The following is an 18747-nucleotide window of genomic DNA, read 5'->3' as shown; positions in this document are numbered from 1 at the left end:
CTCCTTACAAAAGATGGTTGTGTAACTTGAGCAAAGTATAAGTTTTTTCTTCTCAAGAAACATTAGTAAATAACGCAAAATAGGAAGTTTGGGTAATATTCATTAAAGACCATTTGCCTCCCATAAAAATAGACCTGTAGAGAATGGGCATTCCCTACAAGTCCTCTTTATCTTCCTAGAGCCAGACCGCCATCCACCACAAGAGAATGCCCTATAATATAACTTGCATGCTTCGAGGCCATCCAAAATACGGCTTCAGCCATTTCATCTGTGTTGGCCATTCGACCTGCAGGAATGTACTTATTAGAGAGCTCATCCGAGCTATCTTCACTTACCCCCAGTACACGATTTGCCATGGGGGTCTGAACCAATCCCGGTGTCACATTATTGATTCTAATCCCAAACCTGGCATATTCATGAGCAGCCGTTTTAGTCAGTCCTTCCAGCGCATGCTTACTGGCAGAATAAATAGATCCATTGGGCGTCGTTTTCAGACCGCTCACTGATGAGATATTGATGATGGATCCTCCATAACGCTGGCGCATCATCTGCTTAATTTCGTATTTCATACATAGCCATGCTCCCTTTAAATTCACGTTCATGACCTGATCAAATTCTTCTTCTTCCAGTTCAATCATGGATGCGAAGCGATGCTCTACCCCTGCACAGTTACAGGCAACATCTATACTTCCATATTGATTCACAATCTCTTTTATCACCTTTTTCACATCACTGGCACGACGTACGTCCATTTGATGAAATTCCACATGTTCGGATATCTGTCTTAATTCCCCCTGTGCATCCATCCCCTTTTGAAGGTTGGTACCGGTGATGATGACTTGATTTCCAGTGTTCTCCAGAAACTTCTTGGCCACTCCTTTCCCTATACCTGAATTCCCCCCAATGACCAAAACGACTTGACGTGTGCCTTCATGGTTTCTCATATTATTCAATTCTCCATTTTATGTTTTTTAATATCAGGAAATACGAAACGACTGTAAAGCCGACTAGAATGGAAGAGTCTATTAGGACCCCTTTGGTCAAACCATTTGTCAACACTTCCCTTAGCCCCTCCGCCACATAGGTGGTTGGGAATACAAGGGAAATCCAATATAGAATCTTTGGTAACTGTTCGCCATCAATTAATACTGGTGTCAAAAACCCCAAGAACATCATTAAACTAGGCAGTACGATGTTCGTTACTTGGGGACTAGGGGACCAGAAGCCAATAAACACCCCAAATCCGACGATACTCAGAATGCTCAGAAAGATAAGGGGTATGACAAACCAATGAAAGTTCCATTCAAGATCATAGATCGTCTCCCCTATAACAGCTAAAATCATAAAAGATGGGAAGCTCGTAATCATGCCTTTAATAAGGTTGGCACATATAAACGAAACTTTACTAATCGGAAGTGTTGCATAAAAAACAAAATGCCCTCGATGTTTCTGCCAAGACAGATCCTGAGCCAGTAGATTAATTCCTGTGATGATCAGCGCGAATACCATATTGCCCGTTACAATCCGAAGCACCATGTCATTCGTGGGGTTCTCCACGAAGAAATGAAGTAACATTAACGTAGTCAATGGAAAGAGCGAGGCGAGGATGATGATTAATAGCCATTGTTCTCTAACATTGGCATACTGAATTCTTACGAGTATCCATAAATCTATTAACCACTGCGAAATCCCCATGCGTTTATGCTTTAAGTCCAATTGAGTCACGCTGTGGTTCGCCTCCTTCCAAGCGAAGGTAAACATCTTCCAGGGTAGGCGGCACTAAAGAAAAATCAAAATCAAACCGTTCGCCTAAGCCCATTAGCTTTTTCACCACATTTACCACATCTTCTTTTTGTATTAGAAACCTTATTTTATGATCAGTGACTCGTTCGGGGTCCCTTTCAAGCATCAATGTATACAATTGATTTGCCACTGCCTGATCACTCGCTGATAAGTCCAGTCTCATTCGCTGATCAATCCTGTGCTTCAATTGTTTAATCCCATCCAATGCGACCAGCCTTCCTTCATTAATAATGGCCACCCGATCCACTACTTGCTCTGCTTCTAGTACATTATGGGTAACCAAGATGATGGTTGCGCCCTCTCTATTCTTTTCTGTGATAATATCCCATACTTTCTTCCGCTTAACAGGATCTAGCTCATTTGTCGGTTCATCAAAGATCATGACGCTTGGGTCCCCCGTCAGGGTCAGGGCAACACTGATCAATCGCTTTTGTCCACCCGATAAATTCTTGATATAGTCTTTTCTAAATGCTTCTAAACCAATTAATTTCAACAGTCGATCCGTCTCTTCCAATGAAGTGGACTTTGTCAATCCTTTCAAACGACAAGAGAAATAAACGGATTCCCACACCCGTAAAGAAGTGATGGCATGTGGATCCTGAGCATAGTAAGCCACATTCTCAGTAATAAATGCACTGTTCTCCTGTATGTCTTCACCGAAAAGTCTAATACTTCCGCTTGTAGGCTTGATAAGCCCCATCATCTGTTTAATCAACGTCGACTTCCCAGCCCCATTCGGACCTAATAATGCGATGATCTCTCCTTCATGAATTTGAAGGTTAATCCCTTTATTGGCCGTGATATTCCGTGAAGGATATTCTTTTGTTATATCGTTTATCTCATAAATGATTCCCATAAGAGCTCCCTACTGTAATCGTGATACATTTAATGATATAGAGGAGACTTCATCAAAACATCTGTATATTACGCAATATGAAGCACAAAGAAAAAAACCTACCACAAACATCTGGTAGGCTCCTAAGAAAAACAAGTTTAGTTTTCTTTTAGTGCATTGATCAAGTTTACACGCGCTGCAATAAAAGATGGAAATAGGGATGCAATGACCGAGAGTAGAAGACCCGCCATGATGGCAAGCCCGATATTCCCCCAAGGAATAATGAATGGCATGTAAGTAGCAGAGGAATTAGAGATGGAGTTCAAATAGATAACAAATATCCCCAACACGACTCCGACGATGATTCCGGCCACTCCTACGACTAACCCTTCTCCAATCACCATCGTTCTCACTTGTCTCGTTGTAAAACCGATGGCACGCGTGGTTCCAATCTCTCCTATCCTCTCCATTGTATTCATTAATAAAGTATTGCTAATTCCTATGCTTGAAAGTGCAATGACGATAATCATAAGGAATTGCATCACTTCATTCATACCATCAAAAGAACTTTGTGATGACTCAATCTGGTCTTCCACTAGCGTAAGTGTCGAGATGCCTGTAGGGAAGTCTTGACGCAAATCCCTGCGCAGGTCTTTTGGGTTGCTTGAATCATCGACATCCATCATGAGTGTCTGAATTCCCTGCCAATTAAACACTTGTGAAAATTCTTCCTGAGAGACGAATCCGACATAGCCCCCATCCTGAGACGTATTAACTTTTCCGGCCACCTTATACTCTCGTTCACCGGCAGGGGTGTTCATCTTGACAGAGTCGCCAACTTTCCCACCCCACTCATCAAACGCTCTCTCTCCCAGTAGAACTGCACCGTCAGGAATATCCTGACCATATCCCTTAAACAATGGAAAATCCGGAGAGGAAGGGTTGCTCATCAAATAAAATTCTTTTGCCTCGCCATCCACTGTTTTCCAAGTAACCATTGTCTCCTTATACCAGGCCATATCTTTCACAGCCTGATGGTTTTTCACAGTGTTTAACTGGGATTCATTAATTGGTTCTTCAAATTGGATTTGGATATCTCCACCGAAGGTTTGGCGGATTTCCTTCTCAAATCCCGAAGGAATGGATTCCAATGCCGATCCAAGAAAGATGACCACTCCAATACTGATTGCCAACATGGCCGAGGTATTTGCATTTCGATTGGTATTTACTTTGATATTACTGACCGATAAGCGTCCGGGATAACCCAACAAACGCTCAATCAACGGTCCTAACAACTTCGCAAGCATTCTTATTACCACCGGATAAAGGAGAACGACTCCGAAAAGCAGGAATACGTAACCCCAATAACTATCGAGAAAACTCAAGCCGATGAAGGCCAAGCCGAGTATATATCTGATGACCTTCACTCTGGTTTTCGACTCTTTATTCGTATTCCTCAAGGCATATATTATAGGGGTCTTAAAAGCGATATACATCGGAATACCTGCTATTATGAGTGGGAAGAGGAGTCCGATCATTCCTGATAAGATCGTGGCACTCTGCCAATTCAATGTATAAACCATTGTGTCTTGGAAGATACCTAGAAGCATATCAACAAATAGATCGGCGAACCATACTCCGAGTGGAAGAGCAATCACTGTTCCGATAAGGGATAGTAAAAATACTTCCATGAATACAAGTTTAAACACATTAAAGTTCGTATATCCAAGACTCTTCATGATGGAAAATTCCTTTTTACGCTCGATGACACTCGAGTAAATCATATTGAAGATGATAAAACCACTGATAAAGAGTGCAAGGATAGACACGAGATAAAATACAGAGTACAACCCATCCACATCGTTATTCCTCAAATCATCGATTACCACGGGTTGAACGTATAAAGGTGTCCCGTTCAATTCATCTTGATACTGTGATAAATGATCTTTACCTCCTTCATGTTGCAGCCTTATATAACTAATCTGATCGGTCAGTCCAGTCCACTCCTGTAGGGTGTCAAGGTCCATCATGACCCTGAATGATCTCCCTTCTGCTTCTTCCCAACTGTTAGGGCTTGCTAACCAAGAAGTGAAGCCTACAATCCCCGTTACTTTAATTTCCCCCAGCCCTTTAAAGGTGACTGTATCCCCAATATCCTTCCCCCATAGCTTGGATGCATTTTCGGGGATGATCAAGCCTCCACCTTCCAGGTCTCCCTTGATCAAGGGAAGCTTGAGAAGATTACTATGGATATCACTTACTCCCGTCACCCTTACCGGGGTTTCAGGTGGACCTTTGTCACCATCTACATCAATCAGTGTCTGCTTATCCAAGACACTCAGGCTGTCTTTCACGGCATCCTGCTGCTTAATCGATTCCACTTCACCCTCAGAAAAGGAATAGTCCTTACTCAAGATCCATGAGTCTGCATTACCTGCGTAGATTTCTTCATAGTATCTAAACGTATCTTTCACTGTGTTATTCGCCACCAACATGCTGGTGGTCAACAGAATTCCGAGTATGACGGCAATCAGAGTAAAGAAGAACCTCCTCTTGTTCTTCGTTAGATTACGCCAGGAAACTAGCCAGATATTCAGCATAGTCTTGATCCTCCCTAGTAACTTCCTTATCAATCACTCCATCTTTGAATAAAATAATCTTATCCGCATATCCGGCTGCGAAGATATCATGTGTTACCATGATAATGGACTGCTTTCGTTCTTTATTGAACTTCGCGAGTAGCTCCAGTATTTCTTCAGCACGCTTTCGATCCAAGTTTCCTGTAGGTTCATCTGCCAAAAGGATTTTGGGTTCATGGATCAACCCTCTAGCGATGGAAACACGCTGTTGTTGCCCTCCACTCAATAGATTGGGGGATTTCTTTTCAAGCCCTTCCAATCCCACCTCTTTGATGATCGATCGGATTTTCTCCTCTCCATCCTTATCTTTTCTCCCGTCTGCATGTAGCGGGAAGGCGATGTTTTCCTCCACAGTCAAAGTAGGCAACAGCTGATAATTCTGAAAGATGAAACCGATATCCTTGCGACGCACAATGGTCCTTTTTTTTTCATTCAAATCAGAAAAGGGTTTCTCTTGTATTCTCACATGACCAGATGATGGAGTATCCAACCCTCCAAGAAGTTGAAGAAGGGTACTTTTACCCGATCCACTCGGACCCATGATGGCAACAAACTCTCCTTCTTTAATCGAGAGGTTTACTCCCTTTAGAACCTCGATTTTCATATCTCCCTGTTCAAAATGCTTGAACACGTTATCTACAGTGATCATATGTTCCTCACTCCTTCACATTTTCCTTGATAGATACTGGGTATAGATACTCAGTATCTATTACCCTACAAAAAAAACTTCACCATCTTTATGATCATTCATCCTTGATGTACTCCAACCACTTTAAATCTGCCTCCAGATGTAGTAGTCCCCCATAGATGATCTTCTTAAAATGCTTATGATCGATCGTCTTCTTAAAGTCCGTAAGTAAAAGGATCTGTTGGAGAATCAATTCTTTCTGAGACTGTAGCAATTCCTCTATTCCCTCCAACCCCTTACTTTCGGCCAGTAAATATTTCATGTACAGTTCATCCCTTAATAGGGGCCTTTTAACAGGAGACGATATCCAGTCAAAAAGAGCTTCTCTCCCCTCTTGGGTAATTTGATAATGAATCCTTCCCTTCTCATTTTCCCCTAGTGACGTAACCAACCCATCTCTTTCCAGTCTCTCTAATGTGGAATAAACCTGACCCGGATTTAGGGGCCATTGATGATGAGAGAGTTCATTGAATTCCGCGATGATATCATAGCCGTGTAAATTCTTCCTATATAAAAATCCCAATATTGTGAATTTAACAGTCATGTTCTTCCCTACTTTTCTAGTCCCTATTTAATCAATTCACCTTTATGCTCCCTGATTTGGTTTTAATTTTCATTTCATTTCCGCCATTTCCTGATGTTCCCTTCACTTTTCTTTTGTCTTTTGTTGATTCATCCAATGACATATTGATGGATTGACTACCACTGTTCGTACTGACATCCAGATTCAGATCGGGTGTCTCTTCATCGAATTCAATCGTAGCCTTACCGCTTGAAGTGGATACCTCTACATCCCCATTCAACTCGGCAAAATGTAACTTCACATTCCCACTACTCGCTTTAACTTCAATGTCGGTTTGATTTAAATCTTTACCAGATATATTCCCTGAAGAACCATCAAGGATGAGCTTGCCATTAAAGTCTTGTGGAATCATCAATTCAAGAGTTGGCTTCTTCTTAACCAATCGTGCAATACTGCTATCCAGATCCACGGTCAACCGGTTTGACGACTTATCCAGGGTCACGCCTGGACCATCATCATAAACTGTAAGATGCGCCTCTAATTCAGACGTATCACTTACCTGAACATCAACATCTGTGCTTGCAAAGTTCACTACAATCTCATTTACATCGTCGACGGATTCCTTATTTACCAGTACATCCTTTTCACCGGTAGAACATCCAGCAAGGCTGAATAAAGCCACCAGTACACCAAAAATGAATTTTTTCATCATAACCCAACCTCCTTCGAACCCATTATATAAGATGACGTAAGGTCACTTTCAAACTTTACGCAAAGGAAGATTCAAAATAGTTGAAAGTGACGTAACGTCATCTTTTATACTTACACTATATTCATTATCGTGTTAAAAAATAAAAGGAGGAGATTTAACTTGAAAAAAGAAGATGTTATTATCTACGGCTGTGTGATTGCAGGGGCTGGGATCGGCTTACTATTTGATAATGCGATCCCTGGTGTACTAATCGGGTTGGGAATAGGCTATGTTCTAAAATACTCCATGTCGGGCTCAGCAAAAAAGGAATAGGGAAGTAGGAATTGCCTTGCTACATATCAATGAAGTTAAAAAAATGAGTGGCGTATCCGTTAGGACCTTAAGGTATTATGACAAGATTGAATTATTAAAACCTGCATCGAAGACCCAAGGGGGTCATAGGTTATATTCGAATACGGAATTGCAGAAGCTTCAGCAGATTCAATTCCTGAAAACAATCGGCTTCCAACTTAGTGAAATTAAAATCATGTTGGAATCTGAAGAATGGGACTGGTCGATTAGCTTAATGAAGCAGCTATCCTACGTAATGGCAGAGAAAGATCGACTTTCCAAGATCGAATATAACCTCAGGGAGCTGATTAACGGAATCGCCATCGAGGGAGAAGAGTTCCGAATTCAAAAAATCATGAGCCTATATACAAGGGATTCAAAAGAAGTCCTCACGTATAAACAGAATGAATTAGATATAAAGAATTACGAAGTTCTCGATCGTTTGCCGAATATGACCAGTAGCGATCCAGACTCCCTCGAATGGATTGCCTTATTAGGACAATTGAAGAAGTACATCCACCTTAAATATAGTGACCCCCGAATTCAAAATATCATCAAACGTATGGACGAAAAAAGAGCTGAGAACTTTGGAGACGAGGATGCCTTCTTAGACAAACTTTGGGATATTCGTATGTCTCCAGAAGAATCCAGGAAGCACAACTTATACCCCATTGATCAAGAAGTCCTTGATTTCATGAAGAATGCCTATATCCATTACATGGCGAAGAATTCTTAATCTCAACCATTGGAGGAACACATGGGAACTGAGCTATTACTCTATCTAGGCGGTTTAGCCCTGTTGGACACGTTAAGTCCAACCATTATTGGCGTCACCCTTCTACTAATTTTGAAGGATAATAAGAATATGGCCTCACGATTGTTTGCCTACCTCTCTACCGTTGTCATCCTGTATTTTTCCCTCGGTGTCATTTTGATGCTTGGCCTAGGGTATGTGATTGATGCCTTTTCGAACCTGTTCCAGAATAGGGTCGTCAGCTGGGGGATTTTCAGCATCGGCGTCATTCTGTTCGTGGCAAGCTTTTTCCTGCCTAAGAATCAAAAGAATCGTGTCCCCATCCCTAAAACTCAAAGCATTATCTCTGTTGTCCTAATCGGCGTGACCACTTTTCTTATCGAGGCTGGAACAGCTCTTCCATACTTTGCCGCTGTCGGATTGTTGACTACCAATCAACTTCCCTATTATCAATGGCTCCCAATTCTCATCATCTATAACATCATCATGATTCTCCCTGCGATCTTGATCTTTTTCAGCTACAAAGTATTCGGAACATGGGTGACCAGCAGCCTGAATAAGCTTCGCACCCGTTTAACAACCGGTTCAGATTCTGCATTATCCTGGATCATGTGCATCGTTGGATTAATCTTGATTTTTAACACGCTTGATTATCTATAAACTTGAAAACCCACCAATATGGTGGGTTTCTTCATGATTGACAAAAAGCAGCGTGTCGACGGAAAATCAAATTTACGGGTTGTTCTTTGGCTTCAAGAAGCGTCACGCAACCCATTACATCCTCCAACTCGAAATCCACCATTGTGGCATTAGGTAGTTTCCCATCTGGAAAAGCCACAATACGAGGAGCTTCACTACACCCAGACAGCACCAGTGCCTGCAAATCAATCGTCAATCCGACTCCCAGTGCTTTAACAATCGATTCCTTGCGCGTCCAATATGTGAGCAATCCTTTTGTTTTTTCCTTGGGGTCTACTTGTTCTTTCTCATATTGTGAAAGGGCTGAGTAAAGAAACTCCACATCTTTGGCTTCATCAGCTTCTTCAATATCTATCCCCAACTCACAGTTACTCACTCCCACCACTACAAAATGAGCAGTATGAGAAAGGTTGAACTTGATTTGACTTTCATTCAATAACGCCGGTTTCCCATGTTGAGCCCCACATCCCAAGCAGTCCCTACTTATCTCAATATCTTCGGGACGTTGCCCAGTATACTCTGCCAAGACATCTCTTAAAAAAGTATAGGTTATGGCTTGGTGCTCTTGATCCTTTGGAAACTTTAAACGGGTTACTTTTTCCTGTTCTACTTTATCTAAATGATTCAGATTTTTATGATACGTATCAAACGTTGTCCACCAAATATGCACTTCATTTTCTTTCAAATTCAATCTATCTTCCCTCCCGCGCACAGTCTAATGATCTTCTTACTATGATAAAGCCCACATATAGATAAATCTATTGCGTGAATTACTGGGTTTTAGGATAATCACTTAATGACTTTCTGTTTAGTAAACTAATAAGCTATTTGAAACCATTCTAGTTCCATTGTTCCTAAGCGGCTAATTTGTACTAAACGTACTTTTATTAAATAAGGGATGTATGATAACTATTAAGGGGGTTTTCCATTGAAAAAGTCATTTATCCACTTTTGGATCATTGGACTGGTTCTGATAGCAGGCTGCGGCAAGGAAGATGAATTCCATACACATGAGATAACCGAATACAAGAATCCCCCATCCACTTACTATATGAAGATACAGTTCACTCCTGAAAATATTGAAAAAAACACGATACTCGAAGCCATCCAAGTGGGAAGCGTAGAACTCAAAGATGCGTATGTACTAGATGATCGGGACCTCAATACCGTTGAAGAATATACCACCAGGAAAATCTCATCACTCCCAGTCGAACTAAAAAAGGACGAACGATACTCGGTCATTCTGGTATCTGAAAATAAAGAGCCGTTTGAGACAGAAGAAATTGATTTCAGCTACAAACCAGGTTCAAAAGAATTGATCTACACCCATGAAAAGTAAAACACATCAACGAAACAGGAGTAACCGTTGCCTGATAAAGCAGAGGTTGCTCTTTTTTATCATGTATTAACAATTATTTATTGTAAATCAATAAATAAAATGATACATTCATCTATAAGAAACCATAAGAGGTGACCTGCATGAAACAAGGCTCAACATTATTCCTCAAGGTCGTTCTGTTCTGCATGGGCATCCCCGTCCTCGCTATATGCGTCGCAGGGGCCGTCCAATTGGTCAGGAATCCGGCCGATCCGGAGTACGCACCATTACTCTATCCAGCCGTTGTGCTGATTTATATCACCGTGATCCCTTTCATCATGGCACTGGTCCAGTCCTTTTCGCTCCTTGGTCTCATCGATCGCCAAGAGGCGTTCTCTGATCGCTCCGTGACGATCCTGAAAAAGATCAAACGGTATGCGCTCTCGGTCAGCGTTCTCTACGTTGCCGCATTGCCGTTCGTCTTCATGATCGCTGATAAGGATGATGCACCGGGGCTGATCCTCGTTGGACTCGTCCCGATCTTCGCCTCCCTCGTCATCGCGGTATTCGCTGCCGTCCTCCAAAAACTATTACGTGAAGCCATTTTCATTAAAACTGAAAATGATTTGACGGTGTGAGGGGGATACAATGGGAATCATCATTCATATCGACGTCATGCTGGCCAAACGGAAGATGAGTGTCACGGAGCTGTCCGAGAAAGTCGGCATCACCATGGCCAACCTCTCCATCCTGAAGAATGGGAAAGCCAAAGCCATCCGTCTTTCCACCCTTGAAGCGATCTGCAAAGCGCTGGACTGTCAGCCCGGGGATATACTGGAGTATGTGAAAGAAGATGAAGCGCCTTGACACCTTCATCTATAAAAAACGCCATCTTCCTGAGACAGGGAGATGGCGTTTTTTGTCCACCGGAATCCTCAAATGTGGTAATATATTCTAAAACAAAACTAGGAGGCTCAATGAACCAAACTCTTAACAACGCGTCCTTTATCGCAACCCTTATCTGCATCTCCCTGTTCTTCCTTGCCACTTCATCATCCATGATCGTCACCTTTACAGAATACAAGCTCCATATCCACCCATTATCCATCGTCCTTGTTCTTACCCTCCTCTCCTTCCTTGCCGGATTTGCTGAACTATCCAGGGTGGACAATGGCAGGACCTACGCAAAAAGCATGACAACGATCCTGTTATCAGCAATTCTTATGCTGATCACTGGATGCATCTTGGTGACGGGGAGCCTTTTTGGCTAACCATGAAAGGAGTCTAAGCATGAACCAATACGTCGTCATCAAGCCTCACCACTCCACCTATCCGGATCCCATTACGTTAAAAACTGGGGACAAGGTCATCTATGGAAAGGAAGACACCGAGTACCCCAACTGGATCTTCTGTACCTCCCCATCAGGAAAGAAGGGGTGGGTACCGAAACAAATCCTTTCGCAGGATAAACGACCCCACTTCGCTACGGTATCCGAGGACTATTCAGCCCATGAACTCACGGTGGAGGCAGGAGAAACGTTGACCTGTATGCATCAACTGAATGAATGGACCTTCTGCCGCAGGGATACCGGTGAAGAAGGCTGGATCCCAGATATTTGCCTTAAGAAGATAACGTAAAGCCACCTATTGTCGGGTGGCTTTTGCTGTTGCCTGAATAGAAACAAGAAACTGACTGACACTAAGAGGACATTCATGTATAAACTGAAAGGAGATTGACTGTGAAAACATTCTTTATTTCCTTACTCGCTTCAGGTCTCGTTATGAGGCATAACCTGAACTGGCACCGCAGGGTTCTTACGTTTTCTATTTCAGGAGCCCTAATTGGTGCTTTCGTGTTGGCGGAGTATATCCGGTTTCGAGTGAACGAAATAAGCTGAATGAAATAGAGCCCCCTCAGTTTTTACATGAAGGCTCTTTTGTATAGATGAGAACATTCCGACCCATTCTCTGATTGCTCGCATTTCCACGGCCATCCAAATTCTCGATTATATCATTACTTTCTAGCGCTCATTCCGTCTCTATTTCGCCACTTAGATCGCATATTATAAAGAAAATCACTCCCAAAAAACACCGCCACCCCCACCAGCATGATCGTAAATGAAGCCCCTGTCTCCGACGTCTTTACATACGTATAAACGGAATGCCCCAACAAGACGATCAATAAAACGGAAAAGGCCTTCCCACTCGCTTTTGTTGAATTCCTCTTTTCTTCCTCCGTCATTTTTCTGAAGAACATGTTTCGTTCCCCTCTCCTTTTTCGTTTCCCTCCACTATACACCTTTTGACAAAAATTGTATCCCTCCTCTCTTCAATCCCATCAGTGGCATATTCAGGAGCCTATTGGTATGATAAACTCCGGCAAAGGGAATTGAACATCGATTGGAGAGACAGAAGAAATGAAGAAGATTGAAGTGGATACATTGATCGAAGGCGGCCACAGCATGATGAACAGTGTCGTGGTGGATACGGCGATGGAACTGAGCGGGGCTCACTTTGTGGTGAAGCTTGATGAGCTGTTAAAAGAGCGGGGCGTCACCCAGAAGCAGCTGGCCGAGATGACGGGGATGAGGGTCGGAACGATTTCCGAAATGGTTAACGGAAAGGGAACCTCCATCAATAAAACACAGCTCTTTTCCATCATGGCAGTCTTGAAGGTCACTCGCCTGAGCGATCTCTATGAGGTGGTCCTTCCCGAAGAGATGCGCAAAGAATATCTGATGCTCAAAGACGAATGGGTGAACGAACGCAAGATGCCCCTGGCCGTCAAAGAGATGTATAAGAAGAACGTGTTGAAGGCTTCCGGCCTTTCACTTGATTGATCAACCATACGCCCCATTAGCAGGGCGTATTTTTTTATGGAGAAAAGACATCCTATACGAAAAAAGGGACGAGGTATGACGAATGAAAATGTGGTATGTTCTCTCCATTTTATTAGGTTTCATCCATCCTCATACTGTTGCAGGAGAATCCAAACCTGAACAGGATCTGCTCGAAGACATGCGGGAAGACGGATATATAGGGATAGAGGATGCCGTTGCTGCGTTCGAAGATCAGCAACAGATGGAGGTCAAGCTCCCCCGTCCCCCATTTCACGCCACGATCGCACTGGGGAAAGCCTCCCCTGACACACTGACCCTCCAGTGGTTCAACACGGTCAACCATGCCCATATCCGGGTCACCATCGGCAGCCGGCTATCCCTCAACAAGAGCCATGCGGTTGCTGTCACTCTGAAGAACGGTGTCAAAGCCTTTTACAGGGAGGATCCGCCTCATCACACCCTGTCATTTATCAGTGGCGGGCTCACGTACGACATCTACACCAGTGAACCGGTTGTCACGAATCAACGCGAGATGGTGGAATTCGCCAATAGCTTCAACTAGCTACGGCCCTGTTTTCAGGGTCTTTTTTTGTGTTCCATCACCTTCCCTTCTTCCCCACAAACCGCCCAAACTCCTTCATAAACTCCACCTTCACCGTCCCCACCGGACCGTTACGATTCTTGGCGATCTTGATCTCCACTTCCCTCCCGCTCTTCGTGTCGGTGTGATAGTAGTCATCACGGTAGAGGAACAGGACGACGTCGGCATCCTGCTCGATGTTGCCGGAGTCGCGGAGGTCGGTGAGACGCGGGCGCTTGTCTTCCCTGGATTCGACGCCCCGTGACAGCTGGGAGAGGAGAATGATCGGGATGCCGAATTCCCGGGCCATTCCCTTCAGCTCCTTCGTGATGTAGCCGATGGCGAGGTCGTGGCGGTCGAAGCGGCCTTTCACCGTGATGAGCTGGAGGTAGTCGATGAGGACGAGGAACGGCTTGTCGGGATGCTCCTGTTTCAGGGTGAGGATCTGCTGCCTCATCTCCTGGAGGGTGATCATCCCATTTTGCGACAGCTCGAAGTCCGATTTGTACACGTCGTTAAGGGCTGCATGCATCTTGGGCATTTCGTCGACGGTCAAGTACTTATAAGGGTTATTCCACTTCATCATATTGATGCCCGTAAGGCTTGAGAGCAGGCGCTGCATCACTTGACGCGAAGACATTTCCAGGGAAAAGGTGAGGGCGACGCCGTCTTGTTTGATGCACTCCCACGCCAGCTGGATCGCGAACGCGGTCTTCCCCATGGACGGGCGCGCCGCCAGGATGATGAGCTCACCCTCCTTCCAGCCCCCGGTAAGAGCATCGAGGGAATTGAACCCCGTCGCGACACCCGGCAATCCTTCCCGCTCATGATAGAGAGATTCATAGAGCTCCACCATCAATTCCTTCTTCGACTCTTCCTGATGCGTCATATGGGTCTTCATGCTCGCAAGCGCCTTGTACAGATCATGGGCCGATTCCGGCGTGTAGTCCCGGAGGAACTCATGAGCCGAGTCTCGAATGAGTGAAAGCTCATACTGCTTCAGGACGAGGGATTCGAAGTGGGCGACATTCGCCGCCGTCGGGCAATGGGCCGCAAGCTCCAAGAGGAACTGCACCCCGCCGACCTGCTCAACGTCTTCCCGCAGCTCGTCCACGAGGGTGACCGGGTTGACATCCAGCCCCTTTTCCTCCACCGCCCGCATGGCGGCGAAGATCCTCCGGTTATGCCATTGGCTGAAATGCTTCTCCTCCAAGGTGATGTCCCCGATTACACCCGGCTCCAGAAGCACGGCCCCAAGGATCATGCTTTCCGCCTCAAGGATCTGACGCAGCAGCTTTTCCTCATTCCCAGGGTGGTACTGCCCGATATCCCTTACACTGTTCAATGCGTTCCGCCCCTTCCTTTTCCCATTTCAAGATCATGTCCTTCAGGCGCGTCTCCTCGACAGGCTCTTCGTACAATTCACTGACGCTCGGTAAAAATCGGCTTTCACGAATGTGCACCGTCAGCCTTTGTTGCACCCGTTCATACGTGCATCTCTTCAGCTCTTCTGCCCATACCTCCAGCATCGACCGCGATAAGGGCTGATTCGGATAGGCCGCCTGCATCCTCTCCAACACCTTCCCCAGTTCATCACGCGTCATGGTGCGGAACCACATCATCGAACAATTCGTGGAACTTCGCCATCACGGTATCCCCCTGTTCCTTCCGTGACTCCCACACCTTCTCGATGTAGATGGCGCTGTTGATCGTCCCCTTCTCGGCAAATAACGCCTCCATGAACGCCATCAGTTCCTCTTCGGATTCCTTTTCACACATTCGTTCCAGCGCCATGGAGTCGGCAGGAGAAACGCTGAGCCCCTTCCCCCGCTTCAGGATGAAAAAGTCCGTCACCGCCTGCAGCTTGCGCGTACTCATCAATCTCTTCTCAATCTTCTCTTTCTTTACGATCTTCTTTATGTTTTCACCTTCATTTCGCAGCCCTTTCACATCCATTTCACGTTTATTTCGCAAAGAAGCCTTCCAATGCTCAGGGGCACGGAGCGTGACGATCAATCCATAGGCAAACGCTTCAGTCGTCAGAACCCCCACCTTCTCCAGCCGCTTGATAGATCGATGGATCCTGGACAGGGAATACACCTCTTTCTTCCGGCCGTCATAAAACCACAGATCCTTTTGGAGCTGCTTCAGCGACGTCACATACTGCCTCGAAGACAGCTCCACTTCCCCCACGCGCAACCCGGTCTTGAACGTCGCATGAGTCAGCATCCAGATAAAGATCCGCATATCCTCCTGATGATGGAACACATTCATCTCCACAATCTCATTCTCAAACTTACTCCAGCCTTCCATATCCACACCACTCCCATTTCAACGTATGTATCTACTCTGTATATAGGGTCAACTTGCCGAAATGGGTACGGTCGACGAAAAAAAACCCTTTTCCACGGAAGAAAAGGGTGAGAATCCTCATTTGATTTATCATTCTTACGCAGGCTTTTTCTGCCTGAGCATGCGTCCTGTACCATAGCCCATCAACGAGACACCAAGCCCCACGAACGGCGCTACAAGTTTGAGGAGCGTCATATTCCCAAGCAGCAGCCCCAGTCCATGGGCCGGCACACTGTACCAGATGCCGAACAGCAACAGTTCCTCGTATGGAGCAAAAAGGGCAAACAAACCCGCCACCAGCCCCAGTCCCCAATACACCCCGATGAATACAAGAAATGCCCCCTCCCCTTTGATTCCTGATGGGATGCCGAACAAAAACCATACGAGGAAAAAGCACACCGTCACCAACAGATCGAACGCCGTTGCCGGATAACCCGCCATGACCCCGGGTGCATTCATCCAGATCGACACCATCGTGAGAACAAACGCCACCAGGAAAATCGGAAACCATCTCTTTGACGAAAAAACCATCATACCCTCCCCTTTACACACTGGTAATAAAAGTATAAAGCATAACCATGTCCTTCCACTACACCCTTTTCAGCTTTCCGTCCTGTTTACCACCACCCAAACAGGGAAAAATAGAAGTATTACACCAAAGGAGCCGATCCCCATGACCAAGCCAACCATCAAAGCATTCATATTCGACGTCTATGGCACACTCTTTGACGTCCATTCCGTGCAGGACACGTGCAACAAACACTTCCCTGACAAAGGCGAAGCCATCAGCCAATCGTGGAGGAAAAAACAGCTCAATTATTTCTTCCTGAGACAAGTGATGGGCACATACGAAGACTTTGTCACGGTCACCCGTGAGTCCCTCCGCTATGCCCTCATGGAAAACGGAGCCGAATGGACGACGGAAGCAGAAGACGAATTGATCGACGACTACACCCACCTCACCCACTACTCTGAAGTCGAGGGCGTCCTCCAAGAGCTGAAGGACAAGGAGCTCGTGATCCTGTCGAACGGCACGCAGCATATGCTCGACAGCCTGATCGAAAACGCCGGTCTCGCTCACCATTTCGACTCGGTCCTGAGCGTAGATGACGTCAAGCAGTTCAAGCCCGCTCCCGCCGCCTACACCCATGCCCTCAAGGAGCTCAATGTCACGCGCGAGGAAGTACTCTTCATGTCCTCCAACGGCTGGGACATCTCCGGCGCCAAGAACTTCGGCTTCCACACCGCCTGGATCAACCGCGGCCACGTCCCCACCGAGCAGCTCGGACTGGAGCCGGATGCGGAGTATGACGATTTAACAGGTATTCTTGAGTGGAAATAAACAAAAGGATCCGATGCTGCTATCGGATCCTTTTTACGCGTTACAGGAAAACAGATACAATTCATTACCTTCTTACTTCACAACCTCGCTATGATCCAGTTCCATAATCATCCCTTACTCCCTGCATCAACTCACACTCATCACATAAACCAACAAAAACCCGATCGCATATGCCAGCACCACACTAAGAACAGAAGCAATCATCAGGGCTCCCCCCATCTTGCGGTCCCTGAAGTGATGCCAGAGGATAAATCCAGCCACCAGTGCAACCAGCGCAAGCACCATGGACGCCATCAACATGGCCGCAACCGCAGCCACCCAGCCTACAATCGTCGTGAATGTCTTTCCACCTGGTTCGTTCATGCGTTGACCCCTCTTTCGGATTTTTCTTTTAACCTATACTTATGCGTACAGTCCGCCTATTTACCGGATTCAGCAGAAAAATAATGAAGATCGCAGCTTTTCCTAAGGGTTATTTTCATGCAATTAGTGTGTGAGGAGCGCAACCAAGACGGGAAATAATAATGCGTGGATGTACGATATCAATATCCTTTTATTTGTAACTAGTTTTTTATACATGTTTAAATGTCCATCTTCATAAAAGACCTTCAACATAACATGTTTTTCTTTTACAGGCATGTAGATATCACACATGCCAAAGACAATCATCACCATAAGAATGGCGACTTCAAGCTTGGGTTCAAAAAGGACGATTCCACTATAGACCGTGACTGACATAATCGAAATGATTATCGGGATGATTTCATATGCCGTTACTTTATTCCACCTGGACAGTACATCTAATTTTGCCTCCGAATTCAAGTCAGCACCTTCTATTCTCTAAAGCTATGTTGGACTTTATGATCGTCTCGGAATCGTTAACTAACAGGATACTTTGTAAAAGTATGACAGGTTACATACCATCTACCCTTACGTTCTTCCCTCAATGCATGTTTATTGCAAAAAAAGCTGTAATGGCCGTGACCATACAATATTTCATCAAAGTTCCTTTATGTTTCTTGAGCTTCTCTTTTAAATGTAAGTCTCCATCGGTCCCATATACATTCATACATTCATCCTTCTCAAAGATGGGTTGATACAATACACAGTAAAGAAAAGGTGTCGCAATCAGGGCCAAAACGCTCTGGCCGTGGATATCTCCAAATGAGTAGACCAGATAAAGGACGCCCGCCCCTGCTGACATGATCGTCGGCACGAGTACGAAGGCCAGAAATTTGTTACGAATATTCATATTTTCAGTTGATGGTTCGTTACTCACCCTATCACCTTCCCCTCTTTCACTTGCTAGAGTGTTAGATCCATCTACGCCCC

At 45.0% G+C, this 18747-nt stretch carries 27 protein-coding genes; 11 read left to right on the top strand and 16 right to left on the bottom strand.

All coding sequences use genetic code 11. The features are described from left to right. Positions 1–167 precede the first annotated feature (167 nt). The 7 genes from D5E69_RS05040 to D5E69_RS05010 form a co-directional block, all read right to left on the bottom strand. Positions 168–944, bottom strand: coding sequence for an SDR family NAD(P)-dependent oxidoreductase (locus tag D5E69_RS05040; RefSeq protein WP_048013754.1), 777 nt, complete (start codon positions 942–944; stop codon positions 168–170). A gap of 1 nt (position 945) precedes the next feature. After that, a complete protein-coding gene (locus tag D5E69_RS05035) occupies positions 946–1716 on the bottom strand; it encodes an ABC transporter permease (RefSeq protein ID WP_197082286.1) in 771 nt (256 codons plus the stop codon). Beyond that, the gene (locus D5E69_RS05030; RefSeq protein WP_048005380.1) at positions 1700–2659 is read right to left on the bottom strand and encodes an ABC transporter ATP-binding protein; all 960 of its coding nucleotides are present in this window, start codon (positions 2657–2659) and stop codon (positions 1700–1702) included. Before D5E69_RS05030 ends, D5E69_RS05035 begins: the two co-directional genes overlap by 17 nt. 137 nt (positions 2660–2796) lie before the next feature. Then, on the bottom strand, positions 2797–5238 hold the full coding sequence (locus D5E69_RS05025) for an ABC transporter permease (RefSeq protein ID WP_159129360.1): 2442 nt from the start codon (positions 5236–5238) through the stop codon (positions 2797–2799). After that, positions 5207–5926 carry an ABC transporter ATP-binding protein gene (locus D5E69_RS05020; protein WP_048015980.1) on the bottom strand — a complete coding sequence of 240 codons (720 nt, stop codon included), beginning with the start codon at positions 5924–5926 and terminating at the stop codon, positions 5207–5209. The genes D5E69_RS05025 and D5E69_RS05020 overlap by 32 nt, the downstream gene beginning before the upstream one ends. 94 nt (positions 5927–6020) lie before the next feature. Next, the gene (locus D5E69_RS05015) at positions 6021–6509 is read right to left on the bottom strand and encodes a PadR family transcriptional regulator (protein ID WP_048005383.1); all 489 of its coding nucleotides are present in this window, start codon (positions 6507–6509) and stop codon (positions 6021–6023) included. 31 nt (positions 6510–6540) lie between these two features. Next, a complete protein-coding gene (locus D5E69_RS05010; RefSeq protein ID WP_048005384.1) occupies positions 6541–7200 on the bottom strand; it encodes a DUF4097 family beta strand repeat-containing protein in 660 nt (219 codons plus the stop codon). A gap of 159 nt (positions 7201–7359) precedes the next feature. Here D5E69_RS05010 and D5E69_RS23345 point away from each other — a divergent pair, with 159 nt between their 5' ends. Genes D5E69_RS23345 through D5E69_RS05000 form a run of 3 tightly spaced genes read left to right on the top strand, consistent with a single transcriptional unit; the run spans position 7360 to position 8944 of the window. Continuing rightward, positions 7360–7512, top strand: a complete 153-nt coding sequence (locus D5E69_RS23345; RefSeq protein WP_048005385.1) for a hypothetical protein — start codon at positions 7360–7362, stop codon at positions 7510–7512. Between the two features lie 16 nt (positions 7513–7528). Beyond that, a complete protein-coding gene (locus D5E69_RS05005) occupies positions 7529–8266 on the top strand; it encodes a MerR family transcriptional regulator (protein WP_048005386.1) in 738 nt (245 codons plus the stop codon). A 21-nt stretch (positions 8267–8287) separates the two neighbouring features. Beyond that, positions 8288–8944, top strand: coding sequence for a GAP family protein (locus D5E69_RS05000; protein ID WP_048005387.1), 657 nt, complete (start codon positions 8288–8290; stop codon positions 8942–8944). Between the two features lie 31 nt (positions 8945–8975). Here the strand turns inward: D5E69_RS05000 and D5E69_RS04995 are convergent, their stop codons facing one another. Beyond that, on the bottom strand, positions 8976–9674 hold the full coding sequence (locus D5E69_RS04995; protein ID WP_159129359.1) for a 4'-phosphopantetheinyl transferase family protein: 699 nt from the start codon (positions 9672–9674) through the stop codon (positions 8976–8978). Positions 9675–9911: 237 nt separating this feature from the next. On the opposite strand from D5E69_RS04995, the gene D5E69_RS04990 reads away from it, so the two are divergent. The 5 genes from D5E69_RS04990 (at position 9912) to D5E69_RS04970 (ending at position 11939) form a co-directional block, all read left to right on the top strand. After that, entirely contained in the window at positions 9912–10322 is a 411-nt protein-coding gene (locus D5E69_RS04990; RefSeq protein WP_159129358.1) for a hypothetical protein, read from the top strand. A gap of 140 nt (positions 10323–10462) precedes the next feature. After that, complete coding sequence (locus tag D5E69_RS04985) at positions 10463–10939, top strand: DUF2975 domain-containing protein (RefSeq protein WP_048005390.1); 477 nt, start codon at positions 10463–10465, stop codon at positions 10937–10939. Between the two features lie 10 nt (positions 10940–10949). Then, on the top strand, positions 10950–11168 hold the full coding sequence (locus tag D5E69_RS04980; RefSeq protein WP_048005391.1) for a helix-turn-helix domain-containing protein: 219 nt from the start codon (positions 10950–10952) through the stop codon (positions 11166–11168). 110 nt (positions 11169–11278) lie between these two features. Continuing rightward, positions 11279–11572 (top strand): hypothetical protein, encoded by a 294-nt coding sequence (locus tag D5E69_RS04975; protein WP_159129357.1) that lies wholly within the window; start codon positions 11279–11281, stop codon positions 11570–11572. 19 nt (positions 11573–11591) lie between these two features. Next, positions 11592–11939: an SH3 domain-containing protein gene (locus tag D5E69_RS04970; RefSeq protein ID WP_159129356.1), complete on the top strand. Its 348-nt coding sequence runs from the start codon at positions 11592–11594 to the stop codon at positions 11937–11939. A 376-nt stretch (positions 11940–12315) separates the two neighbouring features. Here D5E69_RS04970 and D5E69_RS04965 read toward each other — a convergent pair whose 3' ends face one another. Beyond that, complete coding sequence (locus D5E69_RS04965; RefSeq protein WP_048005394.1) at positions 12316–12558, bottom strand: hypothetical protein; 243 nt, start codon at positions 12556–12558, stop codon at positions 12316–12318. 160 nt (positions 12559–12718) lie between these two features. Here D5E69_RS04965 and D5E69_RS04960 point away from each other — a divergent pair, with 160 nt between their 5' ends. Further along, complete coding sequence (locus tag D5E69_RS04960; RefSeq protein ID WP_159129355.1) at positions 12719–13141, top strand: helix-turn-helix domain-containing protein; 423 nt, start codon at positions 12719–12721, stop codon at positions 13139–13141. Positions 13142–13223: 82 nt separating this feature from the next. Next, a complete protein-coding gene (locus D5E69_RS04955; RefSeq protein ID WP_159129354.1) occupies positions 13224–13703 on the top strand; it encodes a hypothetical protein in 480 nt (159 codons plus the stop codon). A 37-nt stretch (positions 13704–13740) separates the two neighbouring features. On the opposite strand, the gene D5E69_RS04950 is transcribed toward D5E69_RS04955, so the two are convergent. The 4 genes from D5E69_RS04950 to D5E69_RS04935 all read right to left on the bottom strand — a co-directional run bounded on the left by D5E69_RS04950 (position 13741) and on the right by D5E69_RS04935 (position 16607). Continuing rightward, complete coding sequence (locus D5E69_RS04950; RefSeq protein ID WP_159129353.1) at positions 13741–15066, bottom strand: replicative DNA helicase; 1326 nt, start codon at positions 15064–15066, stop codon at positions 13741–13743. Then, positions 15023–15343, bottom strand: a complete 321-nt coding sequence (locus D5E69_RS04945) for a replicative helicase loader/inhibitor (protein WP_159129352.1) — start codon at positions 15341–15343, stop codon at positions 15023–15025. Before D5E69_RS04945 ends, D5E69_RS04950 begins: the two co-directional genes overlap by 44 nt. Further along, positions 15315–16034, bottom strand: coding sequence for a hypothetical protein (locus D5E69_RS04940; protein WP_159129351.1), 720 nt, complete (start codon positions 16032–16034; stop codon positions 15315–15317). The genes D5E69_RS04945 and D5E69_RS04940 overlap by 29 nt, the downstream gene beginning before the upstream one ends. 135 nt (positions 16035–16169) lie before the next feature. Further along, a complete protein-coding gene (locus D5E69_RS04935; protein ID WP_159129350.1) occupies positions 16170–16607 on the bottom strand; it encodes a hypothetical protein in 438 nt (145 codons plus the stop codon). Between the two features lie 139 nt (positions 16608–16746). Between D5E69_RS04935 and D5E69_RS04930 the strand changes: the two genes are divergently transcribed. Next, positions 16747–17415, top strand: coding sequence for a haloacid dehalogenase type II (locus tag D5E69_RS04930; protein WP_159129349.1), 669 nt, complete (start codon positions 16747–16749; stop codon positions 17413–17415). A gap of 126 nt (positions 17416–17541) precedes the next feature. On the opposite strand, the gene D5E69_RS04925 is transcribed toward D5E69_RS04930, so the two are convergent. From D5E69_RS04925 to D5E69_RS04915, 3 genes are all read right to left on the bottom strand, one after another. Beyond that, positions 17542–17778, bottom strand: a complete 237-nt coding sequence (locus D5E69_RS04925) for a hypothetical protein (protein ID WP_159129348.1) — start codon at positions 17776–17778, stop codon at positions 17542–17544. 123 nt (positions 17779–17901) lie between these two features. Further along, a complete protein-coding gene (locus tag D5E69_RS04920) occupies positions 17902–18237 on the bottom strand; it encodes a hypothetical protein (protein WP_159129347.1) in 336 nt (111 codons plus the stop codon). 121 nt (positions 18238–18358) lie between these two features. Beyond that, entirely contained in the window at positions 18359–18694 is a 336-nt protein-coding gene (locus tag D5E69_RS04915) for a hypothetical protein (protein WP_159129346.1), read from the bottom strand. Between the last annotated feature and the right edge of the window lie 53 nt (positions 18695–18747).

It is taken from the genome of Rossellomorea marisflavi, assembly GCF_009806575.1.
Taxonomy (GTDB): domain Bacteria; phylum Bacillota; class Bacilli; order Bacillales; family Bacillaceae_B; genus Rossellomorea; species Rossellomorea marisflavi_A.
This window is presented reverse-complemented; position numbering and strand designations above follow the sequence as displayed.

What these genes read in the sequence shown, in the direction of transcription:
- D5E69_RS05040 (WP_048013754.1), bottom strand. Translation starts at nt 944, where the DNA reads ATGAGAAACCATGAAGGCACACGTCAAGTCGTTTTGGTCATTGGGGGG.
- D5E69_RS05030 (WP_048005380.1), bottom strand. Translation starts at nt 2,659, where the DNA reads ATGGGAATCATTTATGAGATAAACGATATAACAAAAGAATATCCTTCA.
- D5E69_RS05025 (WP_159129360.1), bottom strand. Translation starts at nt 5,238, where the DNA reads ATGCTGAATATCTGGCTAGTTTCCTGGCGTAATCTAACGAAGAACAAG.
- D5E69_RS05020 (WP_048015980.1), bottom strand. Translation starts at nt 5,926, where the DNA reads ATGATCACTGTAGATAACGTGTTCAAGCATTTTGAACAGGGAGATATG.
- D5E69_RS05015 (WP_048005383.1), bottom strand. Translation starts at nt 6,509, where the DNA reads ATGACTGTTAAATTCACAATATTGGGATTTTTATATAGGAAGAATTTA.
- D5E69_RS05010 (WP_048005384.1), bottom strand. Translation starts at nt 7,200, where the DNA reads ATGATGAAAAAATTCATTTTTGGTGTACTGGTGGCTTTATTCAGCCTT.
- D5E69_RS05000 (WP_048005387.1), top strand. Translation starts at nt 8,288, where the DNA reads ATGGGAACTGAGCTATTACTCTATCTAGGCGGTTTAGCCCTGTTGGAC.
- D5E69_RS04985 (WP_048005390.1), top strand. Translation starts at nt 10,463, where the DNA reads ATGAAACAAGGCTCAACATTATTCCTCAAGGTCGTTCTGTTCTGCATG.
- D5E69_RS04980 (WP_048005391.1), top strand. Translation starts at nt 10,950, where the DNA reads ATGGGAATCATCATTCATATCGACGTCATGCTGGCCAAACGGAAGATG.
- D5E69_RS04975 (WP_159129357.1), top strand. Translation starts at nt 11,279, where the DNA reads ATGAACCAAACTCTTAACAACGCGTCCTTTATCGCAACCCTTATCTGC.
- D5E69_RS04970 (WP_159129356.1), top strand. Translation starts at nt 11,592, where the DNA reads ATGAACCAATACGTCGTCATCAAGCCTCACCACTCCACCTATCCGGAT.
- D5E69_RS04965 (WP_048005394.1), bottom strand. Translation starts at nt 12,558, where the DNA reads ATGTTCTTCAGAAAAATGACGGAGGAAGAAAAGAGGAATTCAACAAAA.
- D5E69_RS04960 (WP_159129355.1), top strand. Translation starts at nt 12,719, where the DNA reads ATGAAGAAGATTGAAGTGGATACATTGATCGAAGGCGGCCACAGCATG.
- D5E69_RS04955 (WP_159129354.1), top strand. Translation starts at nt 13,224, where the DNA reads ATGAAAATGTGGTATGTTCTCTCCATTTTATTAGGTTTCATCCATCCT.
- D5E69_RS04945 (WP_159129352.1), bottom strand. Translation starts at nt 15,343, where the DNA reads ATGATGTGGTTCCGCACCATGACGCGTGATGAACTGGGGAAGGTGTTG.
- D5E69_RS04940 (WP_159129351.1), bottom strand. Translation starts at nt 16,034, where the DNA reads ATGGAAGGCTGGAGTAAGTTTGAGAATGAGATTGTGGAGATGAATGTG.
- D5E69_RS04935 (WP_159129350.1), bottom strand. Translation starts at nt 16,607, where the DNA reads ATGATGGTTTTTTCGTCAAAGAGATGGTTTCCGATTTTCCTGGTGGCG.
- D5E69_RS04930 (WP_159129349.1), top strand. Translation starts at nt 16,747, where the DNA reads ATGACCAAGCCAACCATCAAAGCATTCATATTCGACGTCTATGGCACA.
- D5E69_RS04925 (WP_159129348.1), bottom strand. Translation starts at nt 17,778, where the DNA reads ATGAACGAACCAGGTGGAAAGACATTCACGACGATTGTAGGCTGGGTG.